Here is a 17,783-nt window from a genome sequence, read left to right on the forward strand (position 1 = left end):
AACTTGGTTGGCTTAGATCAGTTCGTTTTGCTGGTTCAAATACACCTCGGGTGAAATACGGAATGCCGCGCCCGTTGGGCAGGCACGAACGCAAGCCGGGCCGCCATCTTTGCCGTGGCACAAGTCACACTTGTAGGCTTTCTTGATAGAGTTGGCGTCGTACTTCACCGGGCGTTCACCCAGAGGGCCGCCCGCGCCGAACAGCAGCCAAGACAGCAAACCGGTTTTTCTGGGAGGCGGTTTAACGCGCAATTCAATCGCGTTGTAAGGGCAGTTTTTGGCACAGTTACCGCAACCAATGCAGGTATCTGCAATCATGACTTCACCTTTTTCATTGCGGCGAATGGCATCCGGTGGGCAGTCTTTCATGCAATGCGGCTGTTCACAATGTCGGCAAGAATGCGCCAGATGAATATTCTGAAAGGTGGGTCCAGCGTCGCGATCCAGGCGGGGTATTCCATCGTGCGTTTCTGCGCAGGCACGTTCACAATTGTCACAGTGCACGCACAGGTTCTCATCAATAACCAGGGCGTTGGTAGCATCGCCCAAACCTTGTTTCATCAAAAAGTGAATCAAATCGCTTTCACGTTTTGCAGTGCTTTCCCGGAAAATGGCGTCGTGAACGCGTTTGCCAATTTTGGCCTGAAGAGCCTTTTTCCAATTGCTGTTTTTGCTCAACACATCGATGACCGCATCGGCTTGAATCAATAACACCTCAGTCAATACTGTGGCTGTGCATGTGGTCTGTCGATCTGTTCCATCCACCAGGTCTATTTCCCCGACATAGCTGCCTGCGGACACATAGGAAAGTACCGAGTCTTGGTCATCAATCAATTTGGACACTGCAACAGATCCGCGTCGAATCAAATGCAAGCCGTCGGTTTTATCGCCTTCACTGAACAGTTTTTCACCCCGCACGTAGCGGGTCACACTGATGCCTGACGCAATCAGTTGCTCGATTTCCTGCGGCTCCAGCTGCGGTGCAAGGTGCGTGGACAGAGCGCGACGCACGAATGTTTCATCGATTGTTCTGCGCACCGCATCCACCGAAGCAATCAACTTCAGCATGGCCTTGCGGGGCGTTTCGATCAATACGCAGTTTTCACCTGCATAAACCGTCGCTGTGCGGCGTCGCCCGGAGATCAGGCCCATCTCGCCAAAATAATTGCCTTTGTCGAGGTTAAGAATAAATGGCTTGCCTTCCTTGTTCACCAATTCAATGCCAACACCACCCCGCACGATGGCAAAGAAAGTGCTGGTGTAGTCACCTTTGTGGAAAATGACTGAACCTTTCTTGGGTTGGTGAAGCGTTGATTCCAACATGAATTCGCGCAGTTGAAGGCGAGTCATCTGGTTGAACAGTGGAACATTTTCCAGAATCATGTCCAGCACGGCCGAGACAGAAACATCACCGAGGGGTTTGAACTTCTCAGCCAACAGCGGCTCGTCAGCGGGTACCACCGGCAAGCCCATGATGGAATCCACCACCTCATGGCCTTGGTTCATCGCTTGCTTGATTAGAGGGTATCCACCCAGCGCACCGACAATGAACAGGCCGGGCACGTTGGATTCATAAGTTTCGCTAAGCGCAGGCACTGCGTTGGGATCGCTGTTGGGGAATGTCACCCCGAAACTTTCTACCAGACCACGGGGCGGTGTCGCCCCCAAACGGGCAATAATTCGGTGCACAGGCATCGCCTGCTCACCCTCGGGGCCTTTGTAACGGTAGTTGAGTGTGGGCTCTCCCTCTTTGGCCTCGGGTATCTCCTCGACTGCACTTGTGCTGGTGTTGTAGAAGATACGCAAATCTTCATTTCTGTCTGCCGCAAGAATCTGGTTCAGGTTGCCTTCTTTGCAACGTGCAAATTCATCTTTACGGTTGATCAGCACCACCTTGTTGTTTTTCATCAAAGCCAAGGCGTTTTCAATGGCGGCATCACCCGCACCAATCACAATAATTGTTTCATTGTTGAATTCGTCAGGATCAGCCAGGGTGTATTGAACATTGGGGAGATCGTCACCCGCGGTTCCAATCTTCCGGATATTGCCCTGTAAACCAATCCCTAAAATCACTGTGCGGGCGGTGGTTGTGGTTCCGTCCTCGCAGGTCAACTCAAACGGCCCGGCGCCATCATTGAGTTTGCTGATCTTGCTGACGGTTTTCTTGTATTGAATATTGATTTTTTGATTAAGCAGCTGAGAATCCCAGGTGCCAAGAATGCTTTCCCGCTTTCCGGCTTCAAATGACATGCCACTGCGAAGTGGCAGAAAGCCGGGCTCAGCCATCACATGCTTGCCTTTTTGGTACTTGTAAATTGTGTCCGATGCATGGTTTTCTGATTCGAACAGCACGTACTTGCAACCCAGTTGCTGTGCGCGCGCCGCCGCAGACAAACCTGCCGGACCAGAGCCTACGATGGCGATATCCAGTTCAGCTGGCACATCGGCAAACATGGGTTTGAGATTGTCTTGCATGGTTTATGCTCCCACTGCGGCTTTCAGGGCCAGCAGTTCGGATTGAAATGCTTCGCGGTCGTAGGCCTCATCATTGCTGAGTAATTTCAGCAAACGGTTCATTTTTGAATTCACGGTTTGCGCAATGCGCGAATTGCCTTTTCGGGCCAGGCCATTGGCCACGCTGCTGATCGACATGTAGGCTTGTTCCGCACCGGCGAAATCGGCGTATTGGTTATTGGCTGCCATATTCACCAGGTCTTTCAGGATTTTCTCCAACACTTGCTCATTGAATGGAACCGTGGCCACCACTTTTCGCACGGTGTTCAGTTGCGCATGAAGTACGTTTGCGGCGCGTTCAACTTCAACGAAGTTGGCGGCCGGTGAGGTGCTTGCAATGTGCAACTGGTTCACCAGTTTGGCAATGTCACTGCTGTGTTGCGGTGCGGCTGCGCGAACAATGGCCTGAACCATGATGAGGCTGGAGTTGTTGATGCGTGCTTGCCCTGGGCTGCGCGCCAGGTCTTTGGACCAGTCTTTCTTGCTCATGGGTGAGTGGCAGGCGTGGCAGTCGAACATCATAAGTTCGGGCATGATGCCTTGGCGATTTCTCTTGGTGTCCGCGATCAATTCCAGCAAATTGGCGCTGCTTGCAAATTGCCCCATCGCCCAGATTTTACCGGCATCGTAAGCGCCTTTGCGCTTGACCCAATCCTCATCGATTCTGTAATGCGGTGGTTCAAGGGCCATGAAAGTTTCCACTTCAATCGAAATACGCGGATGCCCCGCACCCATGATTTGATGGGTAATCGGGCGGCTCGAATCGCCCACATGGCAACTGGTGCACAGTTTGGCGGCAGCGTAGGGGTCGCTGGTGGGGTATAGGCCATTTTCAATATTCTTTGCATGGCTTGCCTTGGGTTCTACGTGGGTTTTAATCCACTTTTCGGCAGGGCCGTGGCAGGCTTCGCAGTTCACGCCATCGCTTTTGTCAAAGCGCGGCCCCTGTTTACTGGCCGGCACATTGTGGCTGTGGCAATCCAGGCAAACTTTGGCTTCATGGGCTGGTTGGGCAAGCCCCATGTTTTTTGCAATGCGTTGCGATTGTGCATTCTTTAACACGGCATAGGCCTGGGTGTGTGGGTCTTCGCGCAGCCAGGTGGTGTATTCATTTTGCAAAACAGGAGTTGCTGTGCGTTCAGCAATGCTGCCATGGCAGGTGCTGCTGGCACAGTTTACTGTGCCCACCGATTGATGGGGCGATTGGTGCGGCATGGTTTGGGCCATGCCAGCTGTAGGCGCAGCCAGCAACACGCTTGTGCCTAGCGCAAGCAACAGGCAATTGAAGCATCGGTTCAAGGCATTTGCTTTCATGGCTTAATCCTTTCTGAAAGCCACTGAATTGACTTTGGGCTTGGGCAGGTAGTTTTCTTTTTCAACCTTGTCGGTCACAGTCCACAAGCGGCCATCGGGGCGAAGGTAAAACGCCTCCATTTCCTTGCGGGTGAACGGGCGTGATCCAATGCGACCAAACACGGCAATTTGCCCGCCTGTTTCATCCACAGCGCGGTCACGGTCTAAACCTTTTGACACCGACAATGCAGGGCTTGGTGTTTTGCGCCATGCAATCAGTTCAGGCATGGGCGCAGGCGAGAAGCCATAGAATTTCGGCTGCGTGTCAGGCGATGTCAGTTGCAAAACTTTCAAACCATTGACACCGTCAGCCACATAGGCAAACAGGGATGCATTGGTGGAGCCCACCACCACATCATGCGCGTCATTCAGTTGCCCGTCTGCAGTAAATTGTTGGTACACCGCGGGCTTGCGCGGACGTTCAATGTCGACAATCACCAAGCCTTCTTTTTTCGCAGCCACATACGCATAGGTGCGTGCCAAATAAACCGTTGTGCATCTGCCATGGGTACCACGGCACCGGTGTGTTCGGGCTTCTCAGGGTGGGTAATGTCGATCACCTCCAAGCCTTTGGCTGTGGTGGCGAACAGGTAGCGGAATTGCACCGCTGTGGCACGAGCATCCTGCAAGGGCAGCGTAGTGATGTGTCGCGGCTTCAAGGGATTATTGATATCAACAAACACCAGCCCCTTGGGTGTGGTGATGTAAGCGTAGTGCCCGCCCAAGGTAATGTGGCTTGCACCGTTCAACACCCCGTTTTCGTTCCAGGTTACCGCGCGCTCGAAAAAGTTGTTGCGAGGCTCGCCGTCTGCCAGCGTGTTCACATTCACTGCAATCAGGCCTTCTTCGCTGTCGGTGATGAAGGCATAGTTGTAGATGGGGTGGAATGGCTGTTCCATATTGGTAATGCGCATCAGGTCGCCCTGGTTTTTCTCGGGGTTGATGGGCTGGTTGGTGGGTAGGGCCATGCAAGTCGCATTTTTGGAGGCCACATGAGTGTCGTGGCCAAGCGGGCTGAACGGTGCGGTGATCACGCGTTGCCCATAGCCTTTGTTGGCCACACTGGCTGCGTCATAGGCGCGGAAACCGCCTTTTCCTTCTGCCACAAACACATACTCGCCGCGCAATTGAATGCAACTGGCCGCGCCTTTGGTGGTGTGGTCCATCAACGCGGGCACCACGGTATCAGCCAGTTCTCGATTGCGATTCAAGTGGTTTTGATAATAGTCCGGGTAGCGTATTTGTGCAGGTAGCTGCCCAACACAGCCTGGGGTTCATCCCATTCAGTCACGGTCACCGCCGCAATGTGCTCCGTGCCGCCCAGCCATGCATTGAACCCGATGAAGTTCACAAAGTTTGTGCCTTGTAACAACAGCTGCGCCATGATGGCGTTGTTGTCATCCTCGCGTGACAGATGGCAATCGCTACAGGTTTTTGTTTCCTCTTTGCGCTCGGTGTGAGGGTAGTGTGGTGCAAAGGCCTGCGAAGAAAAACCGCTCGCAGCAATGGGTGGTTGCTGAATGTAAATCCGTTCGCGATTGGCGTTCATCGATGAAAGAATCAAGGCCGAACTTGAGCGAATCGGTGCAATCCGATTGCCTTTTACCGGGCCATGCACGCCCAGCTGGAACATGTCGTCGCGCGCCACTTGTGGGTTGTAGGTGGCGTAGTTTCGGGTTTCCCCGCCTTCATAGTGCAAGCGCTCGGTTTTCCAGTTGGCTTGAATGGGCAAGTGGCAACCCGCACAGCTGGTGGTCCAGCTCAAGTGGCAGGTAAAGCAAGTCATCTTGTCGTTGTCGTGCGCCAGCTCTTTTACGCCTGGTCCCCATTTCCCGTCTTGGCCTTCTGCACCTGCACCCATCAGTTTGGCGCGTGCGGCTTTGGCATTGTACTCAGGGTGTGCCGGGTTCATATTGTCTTTCACCAGGCTCATTTCCCATTCTTTGTTGGGGTCCAGTGCCGCTCGTTGGTACAGCTTGCCATCGCGCCACTCAAAGCGCTTGCGGCCGTCCTGGGTTCGCAATTGGGTTAAGTCGCTGCCGCCAGGTGGCGCAGCAGGCCCGCTGGTGCGCAGGGTGGGGTATTTGGTGGCGGTGCCATGGCAATCGGCACAATCTACTTCAACTGCAGCAGCCACTTCGCCATAAATGTGACCATTGCCGTGCATGTCTTGCGCAAAGTGACAATCAACGCAGTGCATGCCCACGTCGAGGTGAATTGAACTCAGGTGAACGGCCTTGTCGAATTTTTTGGGATCATCGTCGGCAACCACATTGCCCTGCGCATCCAGCAAAGCACCTTTGCGGTTGCGCTTGAAAACTGCACGGAAGTTCCAGCCGTGCCCGTGGTAATCGGCAAATTGCGTGTCTTTCAGTTTGCTGTTGAGTGTAGAAACATTCTTCAAAAACTCAGGGTCGCTCCACTTGCCACGTACAGCGGCTTCTTCGGGGTTGCGATCCAGAATTTCACGCATTTCAGAATCGGTGGGGTAACGTTGCTTTTCCGGCCACATGTGCGGCGCGTCGCTTTCGTAGTCCCACATGATGTAGCCGTAATAGCTGTTCACAAACACGTTGGGCTGGTGCATGTGGCACACCATGCACTGCGAGCTTGGAATGGCGCGTGTGAATTCATGCTTCACCGGGTGACCACTTTCGTTTTTTGCAATGGTCGGGTCAATGGTTTGCGTGGTCCCATCATGACCAAACTTGGCGTAGGGCCCTGCATGCTTTGGGTCACGGTCGTTGGTGTAAATGGTGTGGCAGCCCGTACAACCCGATGAACGGTAGTCACCTGGTTGCTCATTGGTGCCCAGGAACCAAAGATGCGGATCGTTCAAGCGGGTCTTGGTCACGTTGATCAAGGGCACGGCAATACGCTGGCCGGTGCCAGGGCCCCGGTTGGATTGCTTGATGTCGGGTCGCCCCGGTTCGTCCAGTCGCTGAATTTGGCCCAACACGTTGGGCAGGCCCACTTCAGGAAAGATGCTGTTGATCACTTTGCCGCCACGTTCGAACACGCGGAATATGTCCCCAGGGGGCGTGGTTTCCCAAGCGGGCAAGGGCGCCAGTTCATTCAGAATACCCTTGTGAACAAACAGCTCATTGTTGGCCTCCACCGGGTTTTTCAGCAAACCGGGTTTTCCGTCTTGCGTGTAGGCCTCGCCCAGAATGTAGCGTTTGTAAGGCAAAATTCCATTGTTGTACGAGGCTCCACCCCACAGCATGGCCGATGTACTCATCAAGCTGCGTTCTTGGGCCTGAATGACTGGCAAGTGGCAGGCACCGCAGGCTTCGCGTGCTACTCGCAAGTCACCGGGGTTGACGAAGCGGATGTAGGCGGGGTGCTCTTTGTTCAGCTTGGCGTACGAACGCTTTGGGTTGGCCGACGAAGGGTAGTTCCAGAACTTCTCGTTTCGTGGCGCAATGTGGGCTTTGTCCAGTGCGGCCCGATATTCAGGTGCAAAGCCCTTTTCACGCGCTGCGCGGGTGTGGTCATAGGCCAGCGTGCCTTGCTTTTGCTCTTTGCCATCCCATTTCACGGTGGCATCACCACCATGGCAATCGGTGCAGCCCAACACCACACCGGGGTTGGCGTGCATGGTGTGTTCATCTGTCTGTGTGTGGCAGCTCATGCAGCCTTCGGTTTTAGCAAAGGCTTCCCGTGCAGTTTGCCGTTCAGGCGCATGGGGTGCCATGGTGTAGCTTTTTTCAGGCAACTTTTCACTGGCGGCATGGGCCACTTGGTCGATCCCCAGAGTGGAAACAGCTGCCACCGCGAAACCCAATGCAAGCAGCCAGCCCTTCCAGCGATCATTGCTGGCGGGCTTTGTGGGAGGAGCAATGGCGTTATTCAAATTCATCAACAAACAACCTGCCTTAAAAACTCAAAATCACGTTGAACAAAAACGAGTAAGGGTCTTTGTCTTCCGGGAACAATTCTTTGTAGCCCTTGCCCGGTAACAGTTTGGCAAACGACCCATTCACCACAATGTTTTGCGAGAAGAAGGGGCGGTACTGAAAACCCACCGACGCATCAATACCCAAATCCGTGGATGGTGGGCGTTGCTGGCGCAAGGTGCCCAACACATTGGTGTTGTCGAATTCAAGCTTGTTGACGTTGGCCACCAAACGAAGCTCGGGCAATACATCAATATCGGCACCAATACCCAGCAGCAACAGGCCTGGGTTGATGAAATTCGATTGCCCCTGTTCTTTGCTTGAACGCAAGGAGGGCAACACACCGTTTCGGCCCGACAAAGCCACACCACCACCGCCAATTAAAGGAATATTCTGACGGATGAAAAAGCTGGTGTCGGCCCCTGCAAACTGGGGGTTCTCGAATATGGCATCGAAGCCCTCGGCTTTTCCATCAAAAGGATCTTCGTCGCCCGACGCATACAGGAAGCTGCCACGCAAACGGAACCAGTCAAAGTCGCGCGACAATTCTGTGGCGTGAAAGAATGCATCAATGTCTTGCTCGCGCTGGGCAAGCGGGTGCCTGTCTGTTTTACCCGTGGCGTAGTAGGTTGAAGTGGTAATGTTCATGCGGCCGTAGTGGCCATCACCGCTGAAACCAAAATAGTCCACATGGTAGCCAAACGGCTTTTGATCGCCCAGCGAGGAGGGCCGAGCGAGAAATCCGTTCGCGTCGAAGTAACGTTCACCGTCTTCATCGTTGCGGTTGTGAATGTAGGACACCTGACTGGTGAAACCCAAAAACGGGAAGTCTTGCCGGTACAGGTTGGCCACGAAAAAATCATCGTCGCGCAGGTCTTGCCGAATATCATTCAGACCACTGTTGGTGTCTTTTTCAACCCGCTTGAAATAGCCGATGTTGTACTGGTAAATGTTGTTGTTGCGGTTGCCAAACAGGCGAATGCCCATGGGCAGGTCTTGGAACAGAAAGCCCCGGAAGTCGCTGATGAATGGCTGAATACCCACGCGCAAGCTGTCGAAATCGTAGCGATCTGACACGTTGCGAAGGTGCACGTCGACAAATGCTTCCTGAATACCCACAAACCCTTCACGGCGAACATCGCCGGAAGAAGAGGCAATTTTCAGCAAGCGGTCTTCATTGACGCGCACATCGGTGTAGTTGAACACCGGTGTTAAACGGAACTCATAGTCGGGTGGTTTGAAAGTAGTGTTGCCTTTGGTCAACGACAAACTCACGATCAAGTTGTGGGCAAAAATCGATTGCTCACCATCACCGAAAATATTGGCCTGCCCACCAGTGGTGGATGTGGCTGGCGGTACAGGCACCGGGAAGTTGCGTTGCTCGTACAGCGTGTCGGCAATAATACCCAAGTTAAAAAACCAGTCGGGGCCCAGTGTGTTCTGCAACACGGGCAGGTCGCCCTTGATCACGTTCTGGTTGTAGGGGTCGAACAGGGGAAACTTGAAACCCAGCGATTGCATAATTCGCCAGCGATCAGGCACTGCCACTGTTTCGCGTGGCAGGTTGGGCAAAGGTGGGGGCACCTGGCTCGGGTCGATCACGGGTATGGCAATGTCACGCGGCACAATGGGTGTGTCTCGGCCAGGAATGGCGCGCTGTACCTGCGATGTTTGTGGAATTGTGTTGGGGACTATGCCCGGTGTGGCAGTGCTTGAAGGGCGTATGCCAGTGCCTGCTTTGTCTTGCAGCACATCGGCTGAAAATGCGCGGGGCGCAAATACGCCCAGCGATTGTTCACCGTACTGGCCGGTGCCTTGTTGCACCCAGCCGTCGGTGCTGCCCAGGAAGCCACCCAAGAGGCTGTCCTGAATACGAACCCTGTACCAGCCGTCTTTCTCTTCATAGGCATCGACCAACTGACCTTTGAAAAACTCGCCAATCGCGCGAGATTCCTTGTTGGGTTTTGTGTACACCACGCTTCGGTTGTCAAACACTTGCAGCAACACCAGCGGGCGTTCGGCGTTTTCAAGTTCCGCAACTTCCGGAATGCCCGCCACTTTCCGGGTAACTTTCTCAACGGTTTGTGTCACCTGGGCAACAAGGTTGGGTTTTGTTTCGCTGCGAATATCCGCCCGAATTTGTGCAATTGCGGGCACGGGCAGCAAGCCAGCCAAAATCAGCCCGATGGCCAGTGGTTTCAAACGCATGATGTTGTTGTTTTTCTTCATGGTGCTGGGCATACGTTTTGTTCACTGCTGTTGTTGAACGGAGTTTGCGGGCACTGCACATACTTCAAAAATTCGCCTGAATTGGACAATTCATTGGCAGTCAGCAAGGTGGAGGGGAATGGGCGCATGGTACTGCCCACCGCGGTTGCACCGTTGATCACGCCCAGATAGCCAATCATGTCGTCCTGGTCCACGCCGTCACCGGACACACCAATTGCACCTACCAATGTGTCGCCTTTGTAAATCGGGAAACCTCCCGGGAAAATCTGCATACCATTGGCGAAACGGCCTTGTCGACCTGCGGGAATATTCACGTCGTCAACACAGGTGAGTGCGGCAGGGGGTGAGAACTGATTTGCTGCGCGCGTGGTCGCTGTCAGCGTACCCAATACCTTGTTGGTCACAATGTTCAATTGAAAGCCAACGTTGAAGGGGCTCCATTGAGAGATTGGTGATGAAAGTGGGCCTGTTGGCGTACCCACCTCGCCGTCTGGAAAATAAGGGCGGTGCACGTTGCCGATTGCGCGCGCCGAAAATGCCTTGCTGCCATTCAGGGAACTGGCCTGCCCGGTAAAAAACGTGTCCATTGCATTGGCAAATGCGGCATGGTTACCCGCATCAATTGCAGTAAAGTCAGTCAATGCCTCTGCTGAACTGAATGAAAGTGCCGAGCGCGCTTTTTGTACCGATACATCGGTACCAAATATCGGTGCGTCTGACGAGCGAACCAAGCCTAGAATATCTCCGTCAAGATCAACCACAGACACCGTGACTTCCGCTGGTGAACCCAAAGGATTTCTGATTTGCGCACGAGCGCGGTTCGCAGTCTTCATCCCCTCGACCAGAATATTCTGCACCTCGGCTTGCGTCAGGTTCGCTCCGGCAGTCGGCGGAAAGCGCACCGAGGTGTTGTCAGCGGGGTTGGTAATCAGGGTAAATGTGTTCAGGCCATTGAAGGCTGGGGCGGTGGTCGGTACGTAACCGGATTGACTGGTGCCATAAGATGTTCCAGCAATGACACCCGCAGCTGTTTTGTAGCCTGTAACTGCCACGAAGTTTCCATTTCCAGCCAGCGCCGCGGCGCCAGCCACTGCGGGTGTGGTGTTGGAAAACTGAAAAGTTTGGCCGTTTGCAGTAATACGATTTGCACGAATTTGAGCGGGCGCACGGAAAGCCTCTGGCAGTGCAGCAAATGCGATTTCTTCCTCAAGATCAACTTCATTGGTGAGGATGTCACGGTCCAGCCCGTACACGCCTTGGGTACCCGCATCGGTCGATGCAATCACGCCGATACCACCCACCACCCGGCCTTCCTGATAGATCGGAAAGCCACCAGGATCTGCTGACAAACCAAGCGGTGAGCGTTTTGGACCAATAGTCGCATTTTGTGAAAGCCACACATTCAGATCAGAGCAGGGAAGTTGGCTGAACTGCACGCCGTACAGTGGGCCGCTGGGCTGGCCTGTTTCTCCTGGTTGAAAAAATTCCTGAACAATTTGGCTGGCTGTGCGGGTGCTGAATGCGTTCCCGGTTGAAGACAGGTAGGCTCCGGTAATTGCTTTGGCAATGGCCGCCAATTCGCTGGGTACAGGTGTGAATCCGTCCAGGCCCCTGCCATTGGCACCACTCAGTCCACTTGTGATAATTACAGATGGGCTGGAGTTGGTCATGCGATAAACGGCCAACACATTGCCCACACGGTCGGTGACTGCGATGGTTGATTGCACACCTCGGGAAATCGACGCCTGTACCGCGCGGGCCACAATGTCGTTGACCTCCGGGATGGACAAGCTTTGCGTGCCCAAAGGCTCAACATTGAAATTGGGTTCAGACGAGCTTCCACCGCCGCCCCCGCCACCACATGACACCAAGATCAATGGCGTTGCAAGGCAAACTGCCACTCCCATGGCAATCCGTTTTAATTGTGCTGCTGTGCCTTTTACGGCATATGTGCCGGTTACTGCATCTGTGCGTTTGCGCATCGACTTCTAACTCGCTCATCTTTGTTTTTCAATGGACTTGCTTGCCTGCAAGTCCCCAGTTCACTGCTGGTCTGTCTACTCAAGTTACTGCGTCGAATGGCGATTACTTCGCTGCCACTTCTTTGTTGTGTATATGGTATTCGTGGCACACGCCACAGTTGGACTGAACTTTGTTTAACACGGGTTTGCTGCCTGCATGGCAAGTTTGGCATCCCTCAATGGCTGGCATCAGCACATCGCTGGCTTCCTCTGATTTGCTTGCTTTGTGGCAACTTTCACAACTTTCAAATTCGTGTGCTTTGTGGTCGAACTTAGCCAAGGGCATCCACGAATGGGCAGGATTGATCTCTGCAATCTTGTACTGCGGCATTCTGGATCCGGAAGTCTTGGTGTTACCCAAGCCATCCACCGCCTTTACCTCGTGGCACACGGAGCAGGCCGTATTTTCAAACAGCTCCACTGTCGCAAATGCTGCTTGTGCACGGGGGTTTCCGCTCAAGGTTCGCAAGTTGGAGCGATTCGGGTCTTTCTCACCCGGACGCGCGCGCAACACCGCACGCTGTGCATTCACTTTGTTGCGTTCTTCGGGGTGCAAAGCCAAATAACTGTAGAACTCTTCGACCGTGCTGAGCACCGCATCGACAGGGCCGTGGGGAACTTGCCGATCGGGCAGGGCAGGCTCAAAACTCAGCTTGTGGCATTCCTGGCAGTGGCTTTCCATATTGAGCGTTTTAAACCCGGTAGCAGTGTCTGCTGGCTCGTGGCAGTTGGCACATTCCATCACCACTTTCTTGCTTGGGCTGTCGATGCCTTTTGGGTCAAGGTGAACGTCGTGCGGAAACTTCAGGTTGGTTTTTTCAACAATCGGTGTGTTGGCCGCCATGCGGATACGCCGCAAATCACTGGGCTCAGGGCCGGTGGCCACTGTAATTCGAAATGCCGGGTGTTTGTCGCCTGCGAAGTCATTGACAGCAAGGGTTTCAGTTTTTGGTGCCACAGTTTTAATGTCGGTATGGCAAGCCGCACAGTCGGCACCTACAAAATGTTTGTTCTGTTCTGCGAGGCTTTCGCGCCCTTTGTGGTCTCGGTGACAGCTTGCGCAACGGCCTTCTTCGAATGACGTGTCGGGCAGTGTTTGCTCGGTTACATGTAAGCCCATATTGCCGTGGCATACCAGGCAGCTTTTATCTTTGACACGCGAGAAGTTGCCGGCGTGGCAAGCCTGGCAATCGCCTTCAAGATTGGCGTGGGCAGAGGCCAATGGTCCCGGGTTCCAGATTGAATCCAGGGCCAGTGCTGTCGTATTGCGCGTGTTTGAAACCGGGGTACTTTGAAGGCTGGGGTGTGCATTCACCGGCAGTTTTTCGGCACGCACTGTTTGTGGTTTTTCATCCGGGCTCGTGGGCTCAACACCAAAAAGCCCGGGTACCTGCATGGCCAGCAAAGGCAACACAAGAAACGCGAAAAGAATGGGTACAAAAAGCAACCAGGAAAGTGGGCGTTTCAGCCCCAGGGGCTTTTGCAAGGCCTGTTGCTCACGTTGAAGCGGGCTTTTTTCTTGTTCGGCCATGTTCGCTTACCAGTAAATAAAAACAGACAACACATGCGCCATCAACGCAGCCAGCAAACCAAACGACAAAGGCACATGGATGGATAGCCACAGCTCAAGCCAATATCGCAAGTGGTAATAACGGCGCAATTGTTTCAAGGCGCGCAGTCGCTGCACCTGGTTTCTGTATATGTCGGAGAGACTGTCAACCCGTGTCATTTCCTGTTGCAGGTCATTGACTGCTTTCTCGGTGGCGCAGTCTTTTACGACACCTTTGCGCTGGCTTTTGCGATTGGGATAAATATTTTGTTTGTGTGAAGCAGCGATGACTCGCCCAATCAAGCCGCTTGCATTTTTAATCTGCTTTTGTGCTTCGCGGTCGAGCGCTTGAATTTGTTCCACAATTTGTTCAGGACTTTGGCGATTCAGTGCGTTTGACATTTCTGCGGGATACCGCAAATAAAAGCTGAGCCCCCACACGCCGGTGCCAATGGTCGCCATCGTTAGCACATAAGCCAATGAATGCACATTCCAGCCAATCTGGAAACCTGTGTGCAATGTGGCAACTATCGACAAGGCCAGTCCCAAATAAATATGCGCAGATACCCAACCCCGCAAGTTGCCTGCTTCGTTGGCATACTGGCGCTTGCGTACACCAAACCACATCAGCCAAAGAATGAGTAGGGCACCAATCGTTCCCAAGGTATAGCCCAACCAGGTTCCGCCATTGGCATTGATTCTGGGTTGGTCGAAAAGGTAGGCAAACGATGAAATGAGCGTCAGCAGCAAGGCCCATTTCAGGAAAACAAATCGTTTGTAGTTGAACAGGTTGTCCTGAATCATGTGTTCAGCGCCTAGGCGAATAGTCAGAGGTAATGCTGCTCAGGGTTTACGCTAATTTCTGTATAGCCGTTAATGTTACGTGATCATTGGTGATGTTAGTATCCCTACTTCATGTCTGGGGGTTAACAATTGAGTCTTGGTGTGGCCTTTGTGGGATTTATCTTCCTGTTTTTTCTAGTATTTTGCCTATATTTTGCGTGGAATGGATTTTTTTTCTCCGATGATCAAAAAACCACGAATGGGGTAGGGTCTCTGGAGGATAGCCCTGAGTGGCGTGCTTTTTTGAACCGACGCCAGGAAATTGAAACCGACCCAACACTCGACTCTGCGAGCAAACAGGTTTTGATTGACAACTGGCTGACCATGGCCAGCGAGAGCAAGCCACACATGGCCACGGCTGGCGTTTCCCCAACGCGTCTGATCTGGGCCAGGCCCGCGGCCATGCCTTGGCTGATTGCAGGCAGCCTGGGATTCGCGGTTCTGTTCACCTATTTGATTGGTGCGATGCACCCCGGCGCATTGAAATGGCCTGAAGCGAATTCTGTAGATGCGCTTGCACCAAGTGTTGATCAAGCCGTTGCCGCTTCAGCCGGGCATCCCGGTGACGGTGCCAATTTGCAGGACAGGCTGGCGGGCTTGCAGGCAAGGCTTGCAGCGCAGCCAGACGATTTGCGCGGGTGGGTGCTGCTGGCGCGCACGCATGCCTCCATGTCCAATTACCTTGAAAGTGCCAATGCCTTGAAAAAGGCGCTGGAACTCACGCCAGGGCATCCAGATATTCTCGCAGATTTGGCCGACATGACCGCCATGGCACAGGGCCGCCAACTGGCTGGTGAACCAGAAACTTACATCGCAGCTGCACTACAAAGTGATCCTCGCCATGAAAAGGCCCTTGCACTGGCAGCCAGTGCTGCCGAGCAAGCAGGTGATCAAGACAAAGCGCAGGTGTACTGGCAACTGCTTAGCCAGGTTCAGCAAGCGAGCTTGAAACAATCGAATCCGGCACCCGAGGACATTCTCACCACAGTTAACGTAACTGTTCCTAAAGCAGCATTAAAAAGCCTGAAGGAATCATCGGCACTGTTTGTATTCTTAAAGGCGCAGCCCGGCCCTGGCATGCCACTGGCTGTGGTTCGTGTGCCTGCATCTCAGCTGGCTGCGGGTGAGCAGGCCGTGCGAATTGGGCCTGGGGACTTTATTCAGGAAGGTGGTGTTGGCAATTTGCCCGATACCGTGCACATTCAAGCGCGCTTGTCGATTCAAGGCATGGCCCAAACAGGTGCAGGAGATATCGAGTCAGCGTGGCAAACGCTTCCTCGCAATCGGCTCGCTTCGGGTGTTGATTTAAGTTTGCCGGAAGCCCCGGCGAATTGACGATGCATATTTCACTCTCGGCCACTTGCCTGCAAGTTAAAACGCCGTCTCTGGAAGCGGCTGGTGTGGTGTTGTCAGGCCCAATCGGATTTGAATTAAAACCGGGCGAAATCAATGTAATTCGCGGTGGAAATGGTGTTGGAAAATCAACCCTGTTGAGATTGATGAGCAATTCATTGCCGGGCCAGTGTGTTTTGTTCAAACCTGAGTTTGGCCTGCGTGATGAATTGTTGGTCCACACACACCTGCAAATTGTATTGAGTCATCTTCGTACCAATGCCCATAGCGTTGAATCTTTGCTTGAAAGGGTAGGGCTTGCGAACTGGCAATACGAGCGAATCGGCACCCTTTCATCCGGGCAGCGTGCACGTTTGGGTTTGTGCAGCCTGTTGGCGGGGCAATTCAAAGTGTGGTTGCTCGATGAGCCCTTGAATGCGCTGGATCACGAAGGTATTGCAACATTGGCCGGGGCAGTGGCCACGCATTTTGATCAGGGTGGCATTGTGTTCATGGCCACTCACGTGGACGCATCGGTGTTAACGCAGCACCTGGCTGGTGTACCCGTGAAAGAGGGCAGGCTGGAACAGGGCAAGTTGCTTGGCGGTTTTGTAGCAGATGCCCACCTGGAGGATTCCCGCGTAGATGATTCCCCTGCACGGGAGGCTGGGCATGCTGCAAAAGTGAATTTTCCCGCTTTGCTTAAACGCGACTGGGCGGTGACTTTGGGCAATCCACAAGCACTGCTGTGGGGCGCTTTGTTTCACTGGATGGTGCTGAGTTTTTTTGGAATTGGACTCGGAAAGCCAAGTGCCGAGTTTGCACAAGTGGCCGTGTGGGTCAGTTTGTTGCTCGCTTTGATGCTAGGGGCCAAAGACTGGTTTGCAGAGGATTACCGCACTGGGTGGCTTGGCTTTGTGGCGGGCCTTAATCCCGACAACATGGCTTTGTATTGGTTGGTACGGGTCGTTTTTCTGGCGTGTTGCCAAATACTGGTGCTGGTACCCGTCACTGGCCTGGTGGCGTTGCAACTGGGTCTGCACGCCACGCAGACCTTTGACTTGGCCTTGGCGTTGAGCGTGAGCATTTGGACTGTGGCGCCGCTGTTGGGCTTGATCGCGCTATTGGTGATGTTGACCCGTGGCGGTGCGGTTCTCGTTTACTTGTTGGCTTTGCCGCTGTTGGTCCCCGTTCTTGTTTTTGGGCTTGAGGCCAGTCAGGCCAATGGCTTGGGTCGCAGTGCAATTGCGCCGCTTGCTGTGCTTGCGAGTTTGGGAATGTTGGGTTGTTTGCTGGGGCCATTCGTGGCCAAGCGCCTTGTTGGTTTAATACAGGAATGACGATGTTTGCACAGTTGGCTTCACCCCCCAAGTTCCATGCCCTGGCCAGTTGGCTGTGGGTGTGGCTACTCGCAGCGGGTATGCTGCTGCTGGGGTTTGGTTTGTACACGGGTTTGTTTCTGGCACCTGTTGATGTTCAGCAAGGCGAAGTGTATAGAGCCATTTATGTGCATGTGCCCGCCGCCTGGATGTCGATGTTCCTGTACTTGGTGGCCTGTGGCTATGCGGGTTTGAATTGGGTGTATCGCAGCGATGTATCAGCAGTCATGATGCGTGCGCTGCTGCCCACCGGTGCCTGGATGACTGTGTTGGCCCTGCTTACCGGTGCGCTGTGGGGCAAGCCCACTTGGGGCACCTACTGGGTGTGGGATGCAAGAATGACCTCGGAGCTTTTACTGCTGTTTATCTACTTGGGCCTCATTGCCTTGGGCCAACTGACCACCAACCCGGCCAAGGCCGATCGTGTTTTGGCTGTTGGGTTGTTGATTGGCGCAGTGAATATTCCCTTGATTTACCTCTCGGTGGTTTTCTGGAATACGCTTCATCAGGGTTACAGCGTGTCGATGAGTGGCAGTCGAATTCACCCCGACATTGCAATGGGCATGTGGCTCAGCGTGTTGGGGTTCTGGTTGATTTGTGCCAGCACGGTGTTGAACCGTGCGCGGCGTTTGTTGGTACAAAGGCGTTGGTTGTAAAGGGCAGA

Annotated in this window: 12 protein-coding genes; 3 read left to right on the plus strand and 9 right to left on the minus strand. The window is 53.7% G+C overall.

Annotated features, from left to right (window positions below):
- Nucleotides 1–12 precede the first annotated feature (12 nt).
- The 9 genes from BSZ31_RS10625 to BSZ31_RS10655 all read right to left on the minus strand — a co-directional run bounded on the left by BSZ31_RS10625 (nt 13) and on the right by BSZ31_RS10655 (nt 14,369).
- Nucleotides 13–2,475, minus strand: coding sequence for a cyclic nucleotide-binding domain-containing protein (locus tag BSZ31_RS10625; protein WP_105028730.1), 2,463 nt, complete (start codon nt 2,473–2,475; stop codon nt 13–15).
- A 3-nt stretch (nt 2,476–2,478) separates the two neighbouring features.
- Complete coding sequence (locus tag BSZ31_RS10630) at nt 2,479–3,828, minus strand: multiheme c-type cytochrome (protein WP_105028731.1); 1,350 nt, start codon at nt 3,826–3,828, stop codon at nt 2,479–2,481.
- Between the two features lie 3 nt (nt 3,829–3,831).
- Nucleotides 3,832–4,350, minus strand: a complete 519-nt coding sequence (locus BSZ31_RS17380; RefSeq protein ID WP_240605690.1) for a hypothetical protein — start codon at nt 4,348–4,350, stop codon at nt 3,832–3,834.
- Nucleotides 4,302–5,078, minus strand: coding sequence for an LVIVD repeat-containing protein (locus BSZ31_RS17385; RefSeq protein ID WP_240605691.1), 777 nt, complete (start codon nt 5,076–5,078; stop codon nt 4,302–4,304). Before BSZ31_RS17385 ends, BSZ31_RS17380 begins: the two co-directional genes overlap by 49 nt.
- Nucleotides 5,075–7,729, minus strand: coding sequence for a hypothetical protein (locus tag BSZ31_RS10635; RefSeq protein WP_240605692.1), 2,655 nt, complete (start codon nt 7,727–7,729; stop codon nt 5,075–5,077). The genes BSZ31_RS17385 and BSZ31_RS10635 overlap by 4 nt, the downstream gene beginning before the upstream one ends.
- A gap of 16 nt (nt 7,730–7,745) precedes the next feature.
- Nucleotides 7,746–10,007, minus strand: a complete 2,262-nt coding sequence (locus BSZ31_RS10640) for an SH3 domain-containing protein (RefSeq protein WP_240605693.1) — start codon at nt 10,005–10,007, stop codon at nt 7,746–7,748.
- On the minus strand, nt 9,992–11,977 hold the full coding sequence (locus tag BSZ31_RS10645) for a heme-binding protein (protein ID WP_206018591.1): 1,986 nt from the start codon (nt 11,975–11,977) through the stop codon (nt 9,992–9,994). Before BSZ31_RS10645 ends, BSZ31_RS10640 begins: the two co-directional genes overlap by 16 nt.
- Before the next feature lie 103 nt (nt 11,978–12,080).
- Nucleotides 12,081–13,547, minus strand: a complete 1,467-nt coding sequence (locus BSZ31_RS10650; RefSeq protein WP_105028732.1) for a cytochrome c3 family protein — start codon at nt 13,545–13,547, stop codon at nt 12,081–12,083.
- Between the two features lie 6 nt (nt 13,548–13,553).
- Nucleotides 13,554–14,369 (minus strand): hypothetical protein, encoded by an 816-nt coding sequence (locus BSZ31_RS10655; protein WP_105028733.1) that lies wholly within the window; start codon nt 14,367–14,369, stop codon nt 13,554–13,556.
- Between the two features lie 282 nt (nt 14,370–14,651).
- Between BSZ31_RS10655 and BSZ31_RS10660 the strand changes: the two genes are divergently transcribed.
- Genes BSZ31_RS10660 through ccmC form a run of 3 tightly spaced genes read left to right on the plus strand, consistent with a single transcriptional unit; the run spans nt 14,652 to nt 17,775 of the window.
- On the plus strand, nt 14,652–15,743 hold the full coding sequence (locus tag BSZ31_RS10660) for a hypothetical protein (RefSeq protein ID WP_146106667.1): 1,092 nt from the start codon (nt 14,652–14,654) through the stop codon (nt 15,741–15,743).
- Nucleotides 15,744–15,745: 2 nt separating this feature from the next.
- Nucleotides 15,746–17,080 (plus strand): heme exporter protein CcmB, encoded by a 1,335-nt coding sequence (locus BSZ31_RS10665; RefSeq protein WP_105028735.1) that lies wholly within the window; start codon nt 15,746–15,748, stop codon nt 17,078–17,080.
- 2 nt (nt 17,081–17,082) lie between these two features.
- Nucleotides 17,083–17,775, plus strand: coding sequence for a heme ABC transporter permease CcmC (ccmC, locus tag BSZ31_RS10670; RefSeq protein WP_105028736.1), 693 nt, complete (start codon nt 17,083–17,085; stop codon nt 17,773–17,775).
- The last annotated feature ends 8 nt before the right edge of the window (nt 17,776–17,783 follow it).

Origin of the sequence: Limnobacter sp. SAORIC-690 (assembly GCF_002954425.1) — a bacterium.
GTDB classification, from domain to species: Bacteria; Pseudomonadota; Gammaproteobacteria; order Burkholderiales; family Burkholderiaceae_B; genus Limnobacter; species Limnobacter profundi.